13 protein-coding genes are annotated in these 19550 nt (G+C 39.3%); 1 reads left to right on the plus strand and 12 read right to left on the minus strand.

What is annotated here, in order from left to right; genetic code table 11:
* Positions 1–2: 2 nt before the first annotated feature.
* From kdsB to PSH48_RS03140, 5 genes are read right to left on the minus strand one after another with little or no spacing between them, the layout of a single operon-like run.
* The gene (kdsB, locus tag PSH48_RS03120) at positions 3–764 is read right to left on the minus strand and encodes a 3-deoxy-manno-octulosonate cytidylyltransferase (RefSeq protein WP_248450924.1); all 762 of its coding nucleotides are present in this window, start codon (positions 762–764) and stop codon (positions 3–5) included.
* On the minus strand, positions 752–949 hold the full coding sequence (locus PSH48_RS03125; protein WP_004586692.1) for a Trm112 family protein: 198 nt from the start codon (positions 947–949) through the stop codon (positions 752–754). The genes kdsB and PSH48_RS03125 overlap by 13 nt, the downstream gene beginning before the upstream one ends.
* Entirely contained in the window at positions 939–1919 is a 981-nt protein-coding gene (gene lpxK, locus PSH48_RS03130) for a tetraacyldisaccharide 4'-kinase (protein ID WP_273610884.1), read from the minus strand. Before lpxK ends, PSH48_RS03125 begins: the two co-directional genes overlap by 11 nt.
* Positions 1916–3661 carry a lipid A export permease/ATP-binding protein MsbA gene (gene msbA, locus PSH48_RS03135; RefSeq protein ID WP_004586694.1) on the minus strand — a complete coding sequence of 582 codons (1746 nt, stop codon included), beginning with the start codon at positions 3659–3661 and terminating at the stop codon, positions 1916–1918. The genes lpxK and msbA overlap by 4 nt, the downstream gene beginning before the upstream one ends.
* A gap of 60 nt (positions 3662–3721) precedes the next feature.
* Positions 3722–5986 carry a DNA internalization-related competence protein ComEC/Rec2 gene (locus PSH48_RS03140; protein WP_273610885.1) on the minus strand — a complete coding sequence of 755 codons (2265 nt, stop codon included), beginning with the start codon at positions 5984–5986 and terminating at the stop codon, positions 3722–3724.
* Here PSH48_RS03140 and PSH48_RS03145 point away from each other — a divergent pair.
* Positions 5966–6478: a DUF2062 domain-containing protein gene (locus PSH48_RS03145; protein ID WP_024033538.1), complete on the plus strand. Its 513-nt coding sequence runs from the start codon at positions 5966–5968 to the stop codon at positions 6476–6478. The two genes, PSH48_RS03140 and PSH48_RS03145, sit on opposite strands and share 21 nt — an antisense overlap.
* Positions 6479–6612: 134 nt before the next feature.
* On the opposite strand, the gene PSH48_RS03150 is transcribed toward PSH48_RS03145, so the two are convergent.
* The 7 genes from PSH48_RS03150 to PSH48_RS03180 form a co-directional block, all read right to left on the minus strand.
* On the minus strand, positions 6613–8349 hold the full coding sequence (locus PSH48_RS03150) for a DUF3466 family protein (protein WP_273610886.1): 1737 nt from the start codon (positions 8347–8349) through the stop codon (positions 6613–6615).
* Between the two features lie 11 nt (positions 8350–8360).
* Positions 8361–10271 (minus strand): ATP-binding cassette ATPase Uup, encoded by a 1911-nt coding sequence (gene uup, locus PSH48_RS03155; protein ID WP_096739570.1) that lies wholly within the window; start codon positions 10269–10271, stop codon positions 8361–8363.
* Positions 10272–10284: 13 nt separating this feature from the next.
* Positions 10285–10521 carry a glutaredoxin family protein gene (locus PSH48_RS03160; RefSeq protein WP_004586699.1) on the minus strand — a complete coding sequence of 79 codons (237 nt, stop codon included), beginning with the start codon at positions 10519–10521 and terminating at the stop codon, positions 10285–10287.
* Positions 10514–12631, minus strand: coding sequence for a bifunctional 23S rRNA (guanine(2069)-N(7))-methyltransferase RlmK/23S rRNA (guanine(2445)-N(2))-methyltransferase RlmL (gene rlmKL, locus PSH48_RS03165; RefSeq protein WP_273610887.1), 2118 nt, complete (start codon positions 12629–12631; stop codon positions 10514–10516). Before rlmKL ends, PSH48_RS03160 begins: the two co-directional genes overlap by 8 nt.
* Before the next feature lie 89 nt (positions 12632–12720).
* Complete coding sequence (locus PSH48_RS03170; RefSeq protein ID WP_029772629.1) at positions 12721–13251, minus strand: cell division protein ZapC; 531 nt, start codon at positions 13249–13251, stop codon at positions 12721–12723.
* A gap of 130 nt (positions 13252–13381) precedes the next feature.
* On the minus strand, positions 13382–14392 hold the full coding sequence (gene pyrD, locus PSH48_RS03175; RefSeq protein WP_138611489.1) for a quinone-dependent dihydroorotate dehydrogenase: 1011 nt from the start codon (positions 14390–14392) through the stop codon (positions 13382–13384).
* Positions 14393–14509: 117 nt separating this feature from the next.
* Positions 14510–19351: an NAD-glutamate dehydrogenase gene (locus PSH48_RS03180; protein ID WP_121637544.1), complete on the minus strand. Its 4842-nt coding sequence runs from the start codon at positions 19349–19351 to the stop codon at positions 14510–14512.
* Between the last annotated feature and the right edge of the window lie 199 nt (positions 19352–19550).

Raw genomic sequence — 19550 nt, forward strand, 5'->3', positions numbered from 1 at the left:
TATTAGGCTTGCTTAGCTTTTAGGTAGGCAATCACTTTTTCTAAATCCTCGGCCGTATCAACCCCTGCATGTGGTGTTACTTTGGCCTGCTCAATTTTAATAGCGTAACCATGGTACAACACTCTAAGTTGCTCTAGCGACTCAAGTACTTCAAGCGGCGATACACTTAGCTCAATATACTGCTTAATGAAGCCCGCACGATAAGCATATATACCCACATGGCGCTGAAAAGGCGTTATATCTAACACACTGTCGTTATTTAACATTGCGCTTCTATCAAACGGAATATTGGCCCGCGAAAAGTACAACGCATTTTTATTAATATCACTAACAACCTTCACGGCATTAGGATTAAACACTTCGTCTTGCTCTTCAATGGCTACACTTAATGTTGCCATTGGCGCGCTTGAATTATTTAGTAAAGTGGCAACTTGCGATACGTTTTCGCTGGCAAGTAATGGCTCATCGCCTTGTACATTGACCACCAGGGTTTCTGCGTCTAGCTTAAGAAGGTCAACAACCTCTGCTAAACGTTCGGTACCCGATTGATGATCTTCTCGCGTCATCAGTACATCGTTTGTGAACAACTTAACAGCATCAAAAACTTTTTGATGATCGGTTGCAATAACCACTTTACTTGCACCTGACAAACACGCTTTTTCATACACGTGTTGAATCATAGGTTTACCGCATATGTCAGCTAATGGTTTGCCAGGCAAACGGGTAGACGCGTAACGTGCAGGTATAACAACTACGAATTCCACTTATCAACCTCATCTTGAGATAGCTCACGCGCCTCATTTTCTAAAAGTACCGGTATATCATCGCGTACTGGGTATGCAAGTTTAGCTGCAGTACTAATAAGTTCTGCATTTTCTTTATCAAAACGAAGCTTTCCTTTACACACAGGACAAGCAATTATTTCAAGTAATTTTGTATCAAAGGCCATTGAGGATCCCTTTTTGTTTTAATAATAAATCTAATTTATGTATTACAGCGTCTGTAGGTTTTGCATTTACGGGTAGGTAATACCAAGTATCTTTTGCAAAGTCTCTACATTTTACTGCATCTTTTTCTGTCATTAATACGTTATCATCATTAAATTGAGTAAAATCAGCCATGCTATAAGCATAGTGATCTCTATAATGATGAGTCGAAAGCAGCTGAATATTTTGCCCCTTTAATGAATCTTCAAAACGTTGTGGGTTACCAATGGCACTTACCGCATGGCCTTTTTCAATTGTTTTATTCACAGGGGTATTGTTAGCAACGTGTTTAAGTGCACCAGTTTGCAAAACGTAGCTTTGGGATGCATCTCCCCCGTTTTCAATCACTAAATCAACGCTATTTAATCTGTTTGTGGTTTCACGTAATGGCCCTGCAGGCATAACAAAGCCATTACCAAATCGCCTTTGGCTATCAACAATGCAGCACTCTATATCGCGTGCCATTTTATAATGCTGCATACCATCATCTGAAATTATGACATCCACACAAAATTGCTGCTCTAATAATGTAATGTTGGCTTTTCTATCGGGTCCAACAACAAGCGGACATTTTAAGCGATTAAATAAAAGTATTGGCTCATCACCGGCTTGTGCACTTGTTACGCCGCGCTCTACCACCAGCGGGTAACTGTTGGCTTTACCGCCGTAACCTCGGCTGATAATACCCACTTTTAGGCCTTGCTCTGACAAGTATTCGTAAAGCCATAACACAAATGGCGTTTTGCCATTTCCGCCTACACTTATATTGCCCACCACTATCACTTTAGATTTAGCTTTAAAAGGCGTGGCAAAGCCAACCTTAAAAAACCATTTCCTAATACTTGAAATTAACCAAAAAAGCGCAGCTAATGGCAGTAAAAGTAGCGTTATAAAACTAAATGGTTTATACCAGCTTTGCTCTATTTTACTCACCCGTGCTCACCAAACTGCATTTTACATAGAGCTGAATAAGTACCATCTTTAGCTAATAAACTTTGATGATCGCCACTTTCAATCACCCGACCACCATCAATAACGTATATTTTGTCGCTGTTCTCAATGGTTGAAAGGCGATGGGCGATTACTATAGACGTTTTGTCTTGCATTAGGGTATCAAGAGCTTGCTGAATTAGTTTTTCAGACTCTGTGTCTAAGGCTGAAGTTGCTTCATCTAAAATTAAAATAGGTGCATCTTTTAATATAGCGCGAGCAATTGCTATACGTTGACGTTGACCACCAGAGAGCATTACCCCGTTTTCACCGACCATGGTATTGAGTTGCTCAGGTAGGTCTTTAACAAATTCCCACACGTGGGCTTGTTTAACCACCTCTTCTAGTTGCTGCGGTGTTATTTCGCGGCTTATGCCATAACAAATATTATTGGCAATTGTGTCGTTAAATAACACAACTTGCTGAGATACTAAGGCAAACTGGCGGCGTAAATCGGCCAGTTTATATTTCTCAAGCGCAACGCCATCTAATAAAATTTCACTTGGTGCTTCTAAATCATAATAACGCGGTAATAAATTAGAAATAGTCGATTTACCCGAGCCTGAACGCCCTACAAGCGCGATGCTTTCACCGGCCTTTATACTTATTGATAGGTTATTTAAAACAGCTTCATCTTTAGTTGGGTATTTAAAGGTAACATTTTTAACCTCAATTTCGCCCTTCACTTTATCTACGGTGTAAGTACCTTTGTCTTTTTCAATTTCTTCATCTAAAACTAAAAAAATACTTTGCGCTGCAGAAATACCGCGCTGCATATCACTGTTCACGTTTGCTAATTGTTTAAGCGGGCGTAAAAGCATCATCATAGAAGAAATGAGTACCATAAAATCGCCAGAGCTGATCGTATCTATCATTGAAGGCATAGATACAACCCACAAAATAACAGCCATTGCACTTGCTGCAAGCACTTGAATTACCGACACGCTTAACGCTTTAGTGGCATCCATTTTAATACGTTGCTGGCGATTATGATTATTGATTTTTGAAAACTGGTCGATTTCTTGTTTTTGCCCACCAAAGCCATGAATAACTTTGTGTCCACTTAGCATTTGCTCAGAGCTACGGGTGACCTGCCCCATTGCAGACTGTATATTTTTCGAAATATGGCGAAAGCGTTTAGACACAAACGTTACAATAATTGCCACTAATGGAATGATCACTAAAAAAATCAGCGAAAGCTGCCAGCTGGTATAAAACATAAGGGCAAGTAAAAAAACGACAAAAGCGCCTTCTCTTACAACAATTAACAGTGCTTTGGTGATTGCTTGCTGAACTTGTTCTGTATCAAAAGTAATTTTTGAAATTAAATCACCTGTTGAGTTTTTATCATGAAACGAAACAGGCAAATGTAATATGTGTTCAAATAACTGCTGGCGTAACGAACGTACTACTTGCGAGCCTACATAGCTTAGGCAATACGAAGACATAAAATTAAACAGACCACGCCCTATTACCAGCGCAATTACCACAAATGGGGCATAAGCTAGCACTTCGCTATTACGTTGGTTTAGGCCTTCATCAATAAAGGGTTTCATTAATTGAATAAATAAAGCATCCATACCCGAATAGCCGATCATTCCAATAATAGCGACGAAGGCAACGCTTTTATAATCACCAACGTAAGAAATCAACCGTTTATAAATTTGTGTAGTACTTTGACTCATATTACTCTCGTTATACAATTACAGCCCTTATTGTATCCTTCAAACCGTTAAAACTAAACGTCAATCTTCTATAAACCAATAACTTTCGTGTTTGCGGGCCGTTGTCACTTTAAAGCTATCTTGATAAATACTTACCGTAATTTGCCCATCACGTGCCGTAACATATTGTTTAGCATTTATAGCTTTGTAGCGCGAAACCACTTTTTCACTGGGAAATTGCCATTGGCCTTGAAAAGCTGTTGAGTGAATAACCGTATTCGGATTTACATGGTTGATAAATTCCGTGCTTGAAGACGTATCGCTGCCATGATGAGGGCTTAAAATCACATCGGCTTGTAATGAGTGAGTTTTAATAAGGCTCAGCTCACGTGCTTTAGAAATATCACCCGTTAATAACATAGTAAGTTGGGGTGATTTGATTAAAAGCACACACGAATTATCATTTTCGTTATTAAATGAGCTATCAGCAAAGCTGCTAATGCGCAATCCATTAAAGTTATAATCTAAAGAGATACACTGTGTGGTTGTGCCGTGTGGGTGAAAACGCTTAAAGCTTTCACCATACCCTGCATTAATAAAATGTGCTGCGCCCCCTGCATGGTCGTTGTCTTGATGACTTATTATTGCATCACTAACGGTTAAGTTATGTTTTTTTAAATAGGGAATTAACACACTGTATGTACGGCTAAAACGGTTAAAATAACTCGGACCAAAATCGTAAACCAACGCTTGATTGTCTTTTTCGAGTAACGTCATTAATCCGTGCCCAACATCAAACACATGCAATTGCCAAAGAGGCTTTGGTAAATACAGATAATCTATTAATGTAACGCATAGAGGAATGAGTGCTAAACGTTTAAAGGGGCTAAACCAAGTAATTAGTATGCATAGGTAAGCTGCAACTAAGTACAATGTACGCGGTTTAGCTATATCTAACCATCTGTAATGCCAAGGGATTGCATCCATATACTTAAACAATGTTATAAGTACACTATCGAATAATAAAATGACGGGCGTTATATCTACCACAGCACTTATTATCGTAAATAGCAGCAAAAACGGCATGATCACCACGCTTAATAATGGAATTGCCAATAAATTAATAACCAACCCAGCAATACTTACCCCATTAAAATAAATAAGGGTAATGGGCAAAAGCCCAATAAATAAAGCAAGCTGAATAATACACAGCGCTATAAACACGCTAAGCCAATTATATTTAGTTTTAGGAAGGTACTTTATAACAAGAAAAATAATTGCAACCGCAATAAAGGAAAAATATAAACCTGGGTTTAAAACATTAAAAGGATTGATGAGTAATACAGCGACTAAAGCATATAGAATGCTTCGCCAGCGCAGTGGCTGTTTGGCAATAAAGTAAAGACCTAATACGCAACTTAACATAATAAATGCGCGAGTCGCTGAGAGTAAAAATTCACTTAAATAAACATATATAAATGCCGCTAACCAGCCGATAAAACAATAAATAATAGATAAATTAATTGACTGCAATACATTAATTTTCAAAATGTATGCTGTGTACTTACTCAGTAAATAAAAACAGCTGAATATAAGCCCTATGTGCAACCCTGAAATGGCTAATAAATGGCTGAGCCCTAAACTTTGCATTGTTTGTTTATTTTCAAACGACATCAGTGATTTATCACCACTAAGCAATGCATAATAAAGCCAGTTAAGCGTTGTTTTTTGATAAGTGTGTTTTAAAAACGACCTGTATTTATAAATTATTGAAGGTGAAGCGGCGCTAGTAATGCGCAATTGTTTATTAAGTACTTTGCCTTTAAATAGTATGCGTTGTTTAAAGGCATGCACATTATTATCAAACACACCGATATTTTTAATTGTTCTGAATTTTTTCAGCGCTATTGTTGCCTCAAAAGTATCGCCCTGCTTAATAAGCTGTGCAGAATCGACACTTAACATGGCTTTAGGTGCTTTAAATTTGTGTATTTCATCCCCATTTAACTTTAATAACGTTGCTTTTATATACTGTGGTTGCTTTGCAGAGATAACGTCATCAACAAGAATTGTGGCAGGGTAAGCATAGTTATTTTCATCATTTGGCAATGTATAGCTATAAAACAGGTAAAAGTGCACAACAATGCAGCAAATAGCTAAAATAAACCCTAACAAAACATTCAAAAACGGCTTAAAATAGGCGCTCGCAATAAGGACAGATATTGTGATGACTGTAAATTCATGGGTTTGATAATAAAATACGGTTGAAATACAACCTATTACAAATCCAAGACTAATCCACACTGAAGTAAATGGTTGCTTGAAATGCCTAAGAAAACGATCCAACGATTTTTACCTGATCCTAATAAAATTAGGCATCATAAAACACTTAGAATATTCGGCCGCCTATTACAAGACGCCAACCTATGGCATTTAAACAGACGCTCGGCAAGGGGCGCATTTGCGGTGGGTTTATTTTTTGCGTTCATCCCTGTTCCTTTTCAAATGGTTTTAGCCGCTGCGGCAGCTATTGTATTTAGAGTTAACTTACCTATCTCTGTGGCATTGGTGTGGCTTACCAACCCATTGACTATGCCGCCAATATTTTACGGCTCATACCTTGTAGGTACGCTTGTTTTAAATCAACCAGAGCAGCATTTTGCATTTGAAGCCAGTTGGGCATGGTTCTTAGAAAGCCTTTCTACCATCGGACCTGCATTTTTAATTGGCTCACTGGTATGCGCTTCTGTTGCCGCAATTATTGCTTATTTAGGTATTGATATTATTTGGCGACGCTCTGTGCGCAAAGCCTGGTTAGCGCGAAATACTAATACGTAATAAAGCCAACGATTAAAGTGCTCAAGAATGACTTAATGAAGCAAATTGAGATAACTAATTAACGCCAAGCACTTTATTATAGACGAAAAAAAACCAACTTTTATAAGTTGGTTTTTTTATGAAAAGCATAAAGCTTAAAACCTAAATACTCTGCGTAAGCCCACTAGCGGCAATAATAACAGTGTGTACCAAGGGAAGCTTGCTGAGCTTCTTTCATAGAGCTCTTCTTCTATAGGTGTACAGTCTTCTACTTCACCATCAATAGGTGTTAGTTTTACTGCAACAGCAACACTTTCGTACTCAATATTACCTTCGATATCGGTTTCTACATTACCAAAGGTATCGCGCTTTTCAACGGTTTTGGTAGCTACACCAAAAATTTCATTGTCTTCATTAATGACTTTCGCTTCAGCCATTGTGTAGGCGTAGTCTGTTTCACCATCTGTTTCATAACAAGGTAGTAAATCGTTTAAATTGGTAATTTTATCGTCACCAATTTTATATATAAACGCTTCTTTACGACGGCTGTTTTCAGATGTACCTACCTCGCCTTCACCAACAACATAACCTTGGTTATTAATATCATTACCATAAGCGCTTGAGCTATTAAAGTAACCGGTAGGGAAAACGGTATTGCCAGTACTTATATCATGATAGAAAAACTGATCACGGATCGTGGTTTCAATACGCTTTGATGCATAACCAACAATTACATCGTTGTCATTGACAGCAAGCGCTTTGCCAGAAAGCCAATCATCTTCTTGGTCTATAAAATTAAACACGTCACCATTTTTAAAATAAACAGGCATTGTTAAAATAGTGTCGTCATTTTTATAGTAACGAGCATTTGAAGAGCCCACCACTGTGCCATTATTATTTAGCGCAAGAGCGGTACTTGTAAAAGCAAAGTCATCATCTTCTTCTGGCGTTAAGGCAAGGCCTAGTATTTCAGTAGAAGTGATATTAAATGCTTCATCAAGCTCCCATTTTACCGCGCGCTCATCAAATACGCCGGTGGTTACACTTGAATTTAATAATTCCACACAGGTATTGGTTGGCTCGTCTTCGTTATCACAGTTATCTTCAATATTATCAAGCCTGTCTTCAGGAATACCTGTTGAAACATAACCAACAACAGTGTACCCGTCATTTGTTTTAACAATATCGTTAGCTCGGCTAGTACCGCCGTAATCGTCAAAGTCTGGAACTAACTCAACCTTTTGCGTTCCATCTTCAGAAATAACTATTCCGCGCTCAATAAAGTCATGGGTAAACCATGTTTCTTCTTCATCTTCATCATCTGGCGTAAATAAAACTTTATCATATGGAGCTGCACTCCAACCAACGCTCACGCCATCTTCGCTTACCGCATTATAAAAGTTACTAACCGAACGCGTTAAACCAACGTAATCTACCGACTCTTCATCAAACAGTATTTGCTCAGTTACTATGCCATCGTCAAACTTAATACCAACTACCGAGCTTAACTTTTGGTACTCGTAATCTGTTGGTCTGCCAGCTAAAAAACTAACCATAAATGAATGTGCATCGGCGTTATTAAAAACCGCATCGTTATTTTCTATATCATCAAGTGTAAAAGTAATTTCTTTATCACTTAGCTCAAAGTTGTACTCTTCACTATCGTACGCATTTTCAATAACGCTTTCGGTAAAGTCGATATAGCTAATATCGATTGGTAAATTATACAATCCGTTGGCAGTACCAATAATGTGCCCGCTTTCGCTTACGTCAGTCACGTAAGAATGTTTAGCGCCGTCAAGAGTACCTAGTTCTGTTAATTCATAGGTTGCACTTAATGCAGATGTACTCAATGTCGCTAAAATACTGGCAGCGAGTAATTTATATTTCATTTTAATCCTTACTACTGATTCTGTAATTCTTCAAGTTCTTCCCAGCGCTCAAACGCGGCTTCAAGGTCAGACTCAAGTTTTGCTAAATGGTTCAATGCATTAGTGGTTACGTCGCTATCTTGTTTGAAAAAGTCAGGATCGCTCACTACAGCTTGCTGCGCTTCTACAGCGGCTTCAAGTTGTTCCATTTTATTGGGTAGTTGCTCTAATTCAAGTTTTAATTTGTAAGAAAGCTTAGTGCTTTTGTTTTCAGGCTTTGTAGCGGCTACAGGCGCAGGTTTAACGTCTTTTTTGGGTGCTTGTTGCTGTTTTTCCTGCTCGGCTAAATAGCTTAAATAAGCTTGGTAATCGGTGTAACCCCCTACCATATCAGTTATTTTTCCATCACCTTCAAACGCCCATACACTACTACACGTATTATCAATAAATTCACGGTCATGGCTTACTATAAGCACAGTACCCTGATACTGATTAATAATTTCTTCGAGTAACTCTAATGTTTCAATATCCAAGTCATTGGTTGGCTCATCGAGTACTAAAATATTTGATGGTTTTAGAAATAGTTTTGCAAGTAAAAGCCTGTTTTTCTCACCACCAGAGAGTGCTTTTACAGGTGTACGCGCGCGTGCCGGTGGAAACAAAAAGTCTTGCAGGTAACCAAGTACATGACGAGAACGCCCGCCCATCATTACCTCTTGTTTACCCTCTGCAACGTTATCTTGAACAGTGGCGTCTTCATCAAGCTTTTGCCTATATTGGTCAAAGTAAGCAAATTCTAAATTAACGCCTTGTTTAACATGGCCGCTATCGGCTTCTAAATCACCAAACAACAGTTTAAGTAAGGTTGTTTTACCAATACCATTTGGGCCAACTAAGCCAATGCGGTCACCGCGCATAACAAGAGTAGAAAAATCATTAGCAATCACTTTATCTTTAAAGGCATGACTAAGGTGTTTTGCCTCAAACACTAGCTTGCCGGATCTATCAGCCGTTTCAATATTAAAATCGGTTTTACCTACTTGCTCTACACGAGCTTTGCGCTCAACACGTAACTGTTTAAGTTCACGTACGCGGCCTTCGTTGCGGGTACGACGGGCTTTAACACCTTGGCGTATCCAGGCTTCTTCCTCTGCTAAACGCTTATCAAAGAGTGCATTTTGTGATTCTTCTACTTTTAAGTCATGCGCTTTTTGTTCAAGGTAGGTCGCGTAATCGCCAGGGTAAGAGATAAGTTTACCGCGGTCTAAATCTAAAATACGCGTTGCAACAGCACGGATAAACGCACGGTCATGCGATATAAATACAATACCGCCTTTAAATTCTTTTAAAAACTGCTCTAGCCATTTAACACTGTCTACGTCTAAATGGTTTGTTGGTTCATCAAGTAACAATAAGTCAGGCTCACTCACAAGTGCACGTGCTAAAGCAACTTTACGCAACCAACCACCTGAGAGCGACTCTAATTTAGCATCTGGGCTAAGCTCTAAACGCGTTAGTACTAATTGAATACGCGAATCAAAACGCCAACCGTCACACGCTTCTAAATCGTTAGATAAACGTTCAAGCTTATTTAGCAGTTTGTCGGTACAATCGGTTTGTAACTGCGTGCTCACATGATGATAATCAATCAGCAAATTAGCAATATCAGGCATACCCTGCGCTACATAATCGAATACTGAGCCGTTTGCTCCTTTAGGAGGATCTTGCTCTAAGCGAGATATTTTGATCCCGCCAAGCTGGTTAATTTCACCATCATCTAAAATAACTTGGCCATCTAGTACTTTTAAAAGTGTAGATTTACCCGCCCCATTTCGCCCTACAATACAGACGCGCTCACCGCTTTCTATCACTGCATCAGCATCATCAAGTAATGGGTGCGTACCATAAGCTAACTGCGCTTTTTGTATTCTAATTAAATCCATAAATACTGCTCTTTTATTCTTGCGCTAAAAATTCATGCACTGTTTGTGCATCAAACGGCCAATACAAATGGTGGCCGCTTTTGCTCTCAAATACGGGAATACTTAACTGAAAACGCGCTATTAGCTGCTCATCAGTGAGTATATCAATTAATTTAAGCTCACTATTTTTATCCAAAACCGATAATAAAACCTGCTCGGCTTGCTCACATAAATGACAGCCATCGGTGTGGTATAAAACATAATTAGCCATGGGTAATTAACCAACTGTTGTGTATTTTTTTATTACGTTTGAAATCAGGTGATAACGTTTTTTCTGAAATATTTTCAGCTTTTAACCCTAAGCCCATCAAACCTACTTCATCCATTACAAAACCACGTTTATTATTAGAAAAAATTAATGTACCCGACGGACTCAAGATTTTTTTAACCCAAGTAAGTAATTTTATATGATCGGTTTGCACATCAAACGCGTCTTTCATTCGTTTAGAATTAGAAAACGTAGGCGGGTCTAAAAAGATTAAATCGTATTGGCCTTGTGCGTATTCTAGCCATTTTAAACAATCAGCTTGCTCAAAACGGTAGCGAGTATTGCTAATATCATTTAGCGCAAAGTTATCTTGGCCCCACTTAAGGTAGGTTTTTGATAAATCAACGGTGGTAATTGCTTTTGCACCCCCTAATGCCGCGTGCACAGAGGCTGTACCTGTGTAGGCAAATAAGTTTAAAAAGCGTTTGTCTTTTGCATTTTGCTGAATATAACGACGCGCTAAACGATGATCTAAAAACAGCCCTGTATCGAGGTAATCAAACAAGTTTACTTTAAACTTAGCGCCAAATTCTTCCACCACCATAGTACGGTTTTGTTTAGCCATTGGGGTGTACTGCTCTTCCCCTTTTTGTTTTTTACGCACTTTAACGGCTATGTTTTCAGGTGATATGTTTAGCTGCTGTGCAGTTAAGCTAATCACATCTTGAAGACGCTTTTCTGATGTTTTTTCGTCAATTTCTTTAGGTGCTGCGTATTCAAAAATAACAGCAGAGTCGCCGTAAATATCAACCGCTACGTTGTACTCAGGAATATCAGCATCGTATACGCGATAAGCTTGTACTTCGTTTTGTTTAAGCCAATTTTTTAGGCCTTGTTTGTTCTTTTTCAAACGATTAGCAAACGACATTGAGCCTTCAAAATTAAGAGCCGGTTTGTCATCGCTTGTCAGGCTTACCTGTTTATCATCTAACTGATATAAATTTAGCTCTACATCTAATGGGCCGTTTTTAAATTTATAACGCTTTTGTTTAACCAGTTTTAACAGCTTAAATAGGCTTTCATCCATACCTAGTAACGCAAGCTTCCAATGATTAAAGTGCTTTTTAAAACCCACGCCCATGCTGCGGTGTAGATTTACCAGCTCAGCCATAGAGCCAATACGTTCGCCGTACGGTAAGTTAGAAATAACCACCCCGGGTAATTTAGCAACAGAGGTAAGCTTTGTTGCATCACTTTGCTTAAACTTAATAACATTACCCAGCTCTGCTCGCTCGGCATTGGCAATGGCTTTATCAAGAACTTGCGCATCGTAATCGTGGCCAATTAACCACAATTTAGGATCGGTAATCTGTGCAATTAATTCTTCACGCAGTTGTTTAAATTTGGCCGCCCTAAAACTAGGTAAACGCTCAAAAGCAAACCCTTCTCTAAATAAACCAGGTGCTTCGTTACGCGCCATGCCCGCCGCTTCTATTAAAATAGTGCCAGCACCACAACATGGGTCAAATAAAGGCTGATTTACATTTTCAAGCCAACCACTGCGTTTAATAATCGCGGCCGCTAAGTGCTCTTTAATTGGGGCTTTACCTTGGCCTTGGCGATAACCTCGCTCAGATAAACGAGGACCCGAGTAATCAATGTACAATGCCACACCATGGCGGTTTAAACGCGCCACAACACGCACATTGGCATCTTGCTTATCTACATTTGGGCGCTGTTCGTATAAATCGTTAAAGTAGTCAACAATTGCATCTTTAATTACCAAGCCTGAAAACTGGGTATTTTTTAAAGAGTCGTTGGTACCATTAAAATCAACGGCAAATGTTTGGGTAGGGCCAAACCATTCTTGCCATGGCTGAAAACGAGCAAATTTATACAGGCTATCTTTATCATTAACGCCTTCTTTTTCTTCAATAAGCATCAGCACACGTGTTGCATAACGAGTTGATAGACAAACCTTTTGCGCCAATGTTGAATCTGCCTCAAAGCGAACAGAACCCACAGTTTGTTTAGACACGACGGCGCCTAATTCTGTTAGTTCATCAACAAGTAAATTTTCGATTCCGATAGAAGTAAGTGCGATAAATTGCAAAGTAATAACCCTTAATAGCTAATTGCGCAGGATTATAACATAGGTTGGCTGACAAACACTTGATAAACGCAGCTCGATTTGTAAATTTGCTAAGCTGATTTAGTGTGATATTGCTCAAGTAATAGAGGGTGAACACGATTGTTTAAAACGCGGATAACTTCAAACTGTTCAAGAGACAAATTATCATCAAGTTTGAATGTTTCGTTAAGGTTTAAGCAAATTGAAGCATCAGGGCAATGTTCAACAATTAAAAACTCACCGGTTTGTGCTTTTGAGGTAAGTTTAACGATGGCTTCTGTACTTGGCTGGGTGCCTGTGTACTCTTCAAAAAACCAACTTTTAGCCAGTACCGGTTTCAAATGAAATTTTACAGCGGTGGCATTAAGCGCAATTTGGCAAATTTGTGCAGGCTTATACAGCTCAAAACCATCTAAGTAATTGTATACCTGCTCATAAAAGGCAGCATCTTCTAAGCTAAAACGCGGGTTTTTAAATACACAGTCGGTGAGTTGTCTCAATTTATACGGGGTGCATAATTGCATATCGTCATTTAAATCAAGTAGTAAGCGGTTTTTATTTGCACATGCAATCCACTGCCATTGTTTTGTTGCTTGTAACATTTGCCTCCTCCTTGTTTAAAAATTTATTTTTAATTAAGACATTAATATTAGATTATAACGGCTTTTGACCATTTTTAAAACATTTGTTTAGAACATTTATTGAACGATCAAAAGCTTACATAACTGATCCTTATAAGGAATCAACGATCGATTTTACCAATTGTGGCCCTTTGTAGATGAACCCAGTATAAACCTGCACTAAATTTGCGCCTGCATTTAGCTTTTCTTGAGCAGATTGCGCATCATCAATACCACCTACACCAATAATTGGTAATTTACCTTGTGTTAAACGTTTAAGTTCGCTAACAATGTGTGTAGAGCGCTCTCTTACTGGGCTGCCAGATAAACCACCCGCCTCATCGGCGTATTGCTGACCCATTACTGCACTACGTTCAAGCGTAGTATTTGTTGCGATTACGCCATCAATTTGATTAGTTAATAGTGACTCGCTAACCTGCTCAATTTGGATTTGATCAAGATCTGGCGCTATTTTAACCAGCATAGGTACTTGCTTATTATGCTTGGCAATTAAATCAAGCTGTTCATTCTTTAAACTTTGCAGTAAATCATCTAACGCGGCGCCATATTGTAAATCGCGCAGCCCTGGAGTATTTGGAGATGAAATATTGACCGTAATATACGAAGCATGCTCGAACACTTTACGCATACAATGAATGTAATCGTCTTTACCTTGCTCATTTGGGGTATCTTTATTTTTACCAATATTAATACCTAAAATACCGGTGTACTTGGCATTTTTTACGTTATTAACTAAATTATCGACCCCTTTATTATTAAAGCCCATTCGGTTAATAATGGCATTTGACTGCGGTAATCTAAAAATGCGCGGCTTATCATTACCTGCTTGCGGGCGCGGGGTAACCGTGCCAACTTCTACAAAACCAAAGCCCATTTGGCTAAAGGCATCAATACACTCAGCGTTTTTATCTAAACCTGCAGCCAAACCCACAGGGTTTTTAAACTCAAGGCCTAAAAAATTAACTGGTTTGTTTTGTAGTTGTTGTGACCAAGCTGTGTTTAAAGGGGTGTGTGCAAAACGGCGTAAATTATTAAGAGCAAACTCATGTGCCCATTCAGCATCTCGGGTGAACATAAAACGGCGGGCTAAATCGTAAAACATGAATTGTTCCTCTTTAAATTACAGACAAAAAAATACCTCAGACTAGGCTGAGGTATTGTATAACAATTTTAACAATTAACTGATTATTTACTGAATAAATAACCAATTAAAGCTAAATTATTTTCCTGATGTATCACAGTTATGGCTTAACAACATTAATTCGCGCAGTGCAACTGAGAACTTAGCAAAGTCGTGACTTTGCGAGGTTTTAAATTCAGCTAACATTTGCTTCCAACGCTGTAGCAGCAGATCTTGGCTTGCCATCCACTGATCGATTTGATTATCAACATCGTTTTCGTCACCTTCAAAGCTGTTTAGCACAACATGAGAAAGCGTACGTTGTTGCCAATCAAGCTCTTCACGGTACGACGCACGGGCAAGTGCTTGCCAATGATTAGAAACAGGCTGGTTAGTAATTTGATCTAAGAACCAGTGTAAGCCCATACGCGAGCCAAGTTTAAAGTAGGTATTAGATACCATCGCCACACTGCGGCCTGAATTATGCGCTATTTCAGCAATATCCATTACAGAGAACAGGCTAGAAAGGTCAATAATACGCTTAGCAATTTGCTTAGGTACACCTTTTTCAACTAGCTCATTTGCTTTGCCAGTTAAACATTCGTGTTCTTTGTCTTGCATGTACGTATTTAAGTTTTCGCTTAAATCTTTAAACGTTGGTGCAAAGAACTCGATAGCTTGTTCAATTGTTTGTGACTTATTACGATGACGTAAGAACCAGCGTGTTGCACGGCGAACAGTACGACGTAATTGGTACAGCATTTCGGTTTGAACTGCTGCTGGGATTTTATTATCTAGCGCGCTGATTGATGACCAGGTTTCACGCATTTCAAAAATCTCACTCGCAATTGAGTAGCACATTGCGATCTCAGCTTCGTTAGCACCGGTCTCTTCGTTCATGCGTACCATGAAGTTTAAGCCCATGTCATTAACGATATTGTTCGCCAGTTTTGTTGCAATGATTTCTTTTCGCAGTGGGTGGTTATCCATCGCGTCGTTAAATTTTTCACGCAGTGGACGCGGGAAAGACTTAACTAGTAGCTGACGGTAGTAAGGGTTTTCAGTAATTTCATCTGTTACTAAAGACTCTTTAAGCACCATTTTAGCGTACGAAACTAATACTGAAAGCTCTGGACGTGTTAGGTCTTTACCTGCTGCAGCGCGCTCTGCTAACTCTTCATCAGTTGGTAAAAACTCGATTGCACGGTTTAGCTTGCCTTCTTTTTCAAGGGCATGAATAAAGCGGATCTTCTCTTTAAGAGTTGATGCACCTTTAGACTGAGTAATCGACAATGTATGTGTTTGACGGTAACAATCTTTAAGTACAAGCTCAGATACTTCGTCGGTCATAGAGTAAAGTAACTCATCACGTTGTTTACGTGTTAAATCCCCTTCTGAAACTAAGCCGTTAAGTAAAATTTTAATATTTACTTCGTTATCTGAACACGCAACACCGCCTACGTTATCAATAAAGTCGGTATTTACACGCCCGCCTTTGGCTGCAAACTCGATACGCCCTAATTGGGTTGCACCTAAGTTACCCCCCTCACCTAATATTTTAGCGCCTAGGTCTTTACCGTTTATGCGCAGCGCATCGTTTGCACGATCCCCTACATCAGCGTCTGTTTCGTGGCTGTTTTTAATATAAGTACCAATACCACCGTTCCACAGTAAATCAAATTCCATCATTAATGAGGCTTTGATCAACTCGTTCGGTGTCATGCTTGCTTTTTTAGTGCCAAGCATTTTTTTCATTTCTGGGCTTAAAGAAATCGATTTAGCTGCGCGCGAGAAAATTCCACCACCCGCTGAAATCAGATCTTTATTGTAATCTTCCCATGATGAACGAGGCAGGTTAAACAAGCGCTCACGCTCTGGGTAAGAGGTCGCTGCATCTGGTGTAGGGTCTACAAATATGTGCATATGGTTAAACGCGACTTGTAAGCGAATGTGCTTAGACAATAACATGCCGTTACCAAATACATCGCCGGCCATATCACCAATAGCAACCACAGTGAAATCGGTAGTTTGACAGTCAATATCCATTTCACGGAAATGACGTTTAACAGACTCCCATGCACCTTTTGCTGTTATGCCCATTTTCTTATGGTCATAACCTACTGAACCACCTGATGCAAACGCGTCACCTAGCCAGAAGTTGTATTCGTTAGCAATACCATTAGCAATATCAGAGAAGGTAGCTGTACCTTTATCGGCTGCAACTACTAGGTATGGGTCGTCTTCATCGTGACGTGTTACATTAGTTGGCGGTACAATTTCACCACGCTCAATGTTATCGGTAATGTCTAATAAACCACGAATGAAAATCTTGTAACACTCTTGACCTTCTTTAATAAAGGCTTCGCGTTCACTCGGTAGCTGCTTACATACAAAACCACCTTTAGAACCTACCGGAACAATTACGGTGTTTTTAACTTGTTGTGCTTTTACTAAGCCGAGTACCTCAGTACGGAAATCTTCACGACGGTCTGACCAACGAAGGCCACCACGAGCAACTTTACCACCACGTAAATGCACACCTTCTACACGCGGAGAGTATACAAAAATCTCAAATGCTGGCAGCGGAAGCGGCATATCAGGAATTAAGCTAGGCTGTACTTTAAACGACACGTAAGATTTAAACTGACCTGTTTCATCTTTTTGGAAGTAGTTAGTACGCAGTGTTGCCACAATCATATCTACATATAAACGTATAATACGGTCATCATCAAGGTTCGCTACGTTTTCAAGCTCTAAGTAAATTTGTGCACTTAATTTTTCAAGTGTTTTAGGGCTTGCAGGGCTTTTTACTGAGAATTTTTTAGCAAATAAGTTAACTATTTGCGCAGCAATATGCGGGTAGTTTGCAAACGTGCTTTCAATGTAGGTCTGCGAGAAGGTAACCCCAATTTGGCGCATGTATTTTGCATAGGCACGTAATATAGAAGCTTCACGACCTGTTAAACCACCCATTAATACTAAGCGGTTAAAGCCGTCGTTTTCAAGGCGGTTGCCCCATACATTAGTTAATGCAGCGCGAAAACGAGCAGAAATCTTATCAAAGTCGGCCATTCCTTTGCTGTCAATCAGCATAGAGAAGTCCATGATCCAATTGATACGACCATCACTTGTTTTAACAGAATATGGCGTTTCACCTACAACGCGTAAACCAAAGTTTTCTAGCATTGGCATAACATCAGATAAGTGAATTGGCTCATCTTTATGGAACAAGCTTAGGCGTACAATATTGCTGTTAGCTTCTTCTTGCGGACGGTAGAACAGCATTTCTAGCTTGTTCTCGTCGTTTAACAATTCTAGTTTTTCAATATCTACAACCGCAGCACTCGGTAGTACTTCATCTTTGTAAGAGCGTGCAAACGCGTTGCAATATTTACGATTTAGCTCATTACCGCGGGCTTCCCCTGCTGACTCTAACAGTGCAGATTGTAATTTATCTTCCCATGTACGAGCAGCTTCTACTAGGTTGTTTTCGATGTCTTTCACGTTATATTCGATATTGTTATCGGTCACACGAACGGTGTAATGTGTACGCGCCAGTGTTGACTCAGAGAAATAGGTAGTAAATTCGACTTTTTCGTCAGAATTAAAGGCGTTAGCTAAAATGTCTTGTGTTTCTCGGCGCAGCGCTGTGTTATATCGCTCACGCGGAACGTACACCATACAAGAGAAGAAACGTCCGTAGGCGTCTTTACGAACAAACAAGCGACACATGTCGCGCTCTTGAATTTGTAAAACACCCATTGCTACTTCGAGTAACTCGCTCTCGCGAGCTTGAACTAATTCATCACGTGGGTACGTTTCTAAAATATTAAGTACCGCTTTGTATGCATGGGTGCCTTTAGCAAAGTCACACATATCCATGATGCGGTTAATTTTAGTTTTTAGAACAGGCACATCTGCTGCGCTGTTGTTGTAAAAGCTTGATGAAAATAGGCCGATAAAACGGTCTTCACCAACCACATTGCCTTCATCATCAAAGCGTTTAATACCAACGTAATCTATGTACGCTGGGCGATGAACGCGCGATACAGAGTTCGTTTTTGTTAATACTAATAAGTTACTGCTGAGGGCTTCTTGGCGAGCAAATTCTGGTAATTCAGATAATAAACGTGTGTGCTCATCGGTTGAATTTTTCATCAGGCCGAGACTGGTGTCCATTTTACCTTTTAACTGGTAATCACCTTGTACAGGGGTAAGCTCGTACTCGCGATAGCCCATTAAAGTAAAGTTATCTTTAGCCAGCCAATCTAAAAACTCTACGGCTTCAGATACTTCGTTTTTATTTTTATTGTGCTTACGTTTTGGTACTTCTTTAGTAACAGAGACTAATTTTTCGCGAATTGGCTGCCAATCATCTACCGCAATAGAAACATCAACCAATACTGATTCGAGCTCTTTTTTGAAAGAAGCAATAACAGATGCATCGGTTTGGCGGTCAATCTCAATAAAGAACACTGTTTTAGTAGAGGTTGATTCTTGCTCTGCTTTTAAATTTGATAAACCAGAAATTTTAGCGTTATCGTCACGCTGAATTTTTAGTGGGCAGTGAAGTAATAAGTGAGAAGCTATATTTTCACGGGTCATAGCCATACGAACAGAATCTACTAAAAATGGCATATCTTTAGCAATAATTTCTACAATTGTATGTGATGACTGCCAGCCATCTTTTGCTACTTCAGGGTTGAAAACGCGAATTACTGCGTCGTCCGTGGTGTTTTTTTCTAGTGCATTCCAAAGGCTGAGTGCAGCACCGTATAGGTCACTATCATTGCGATTTGCCAAATCCTCTTTAGACATATTGCTGTACAAGGCTTTGGCGAATTTCTCAACGAGTAACACATTATCAGCGTGAACTTTTTTCTGGATAAGCTTACAGACATTATCTAGGATAACCGAGGCTTGGCCTTCATTTCGTGTCATTGTATGTTCCTTAATCTATTACTGCTTTTAGTTAAGCAGAATATTTGTACAGCCATTTATTAGCGTGGAGTCAGTTAAATTCTAACCCTTTTAGCGCTAATAAACAGCCTTTTCGATGAAAACATTTTAAGCATTTCAGCTATTTGGTCATCTATTCACAAAATATAGATATAAATGACCATTACAGGTCATTTAGGAG

It is taken from the genome of Pseudoalteromonas sp. Angola-4, from assembly GCF_028599265.1.
Classification (GTDB): Bacteria; Pseudomonadota; Gammaproteobacteria; order Enterobacterales; family Alteromonadaceae; genus Pseudoalteromonas; species Pseudoalteromonas atlantica.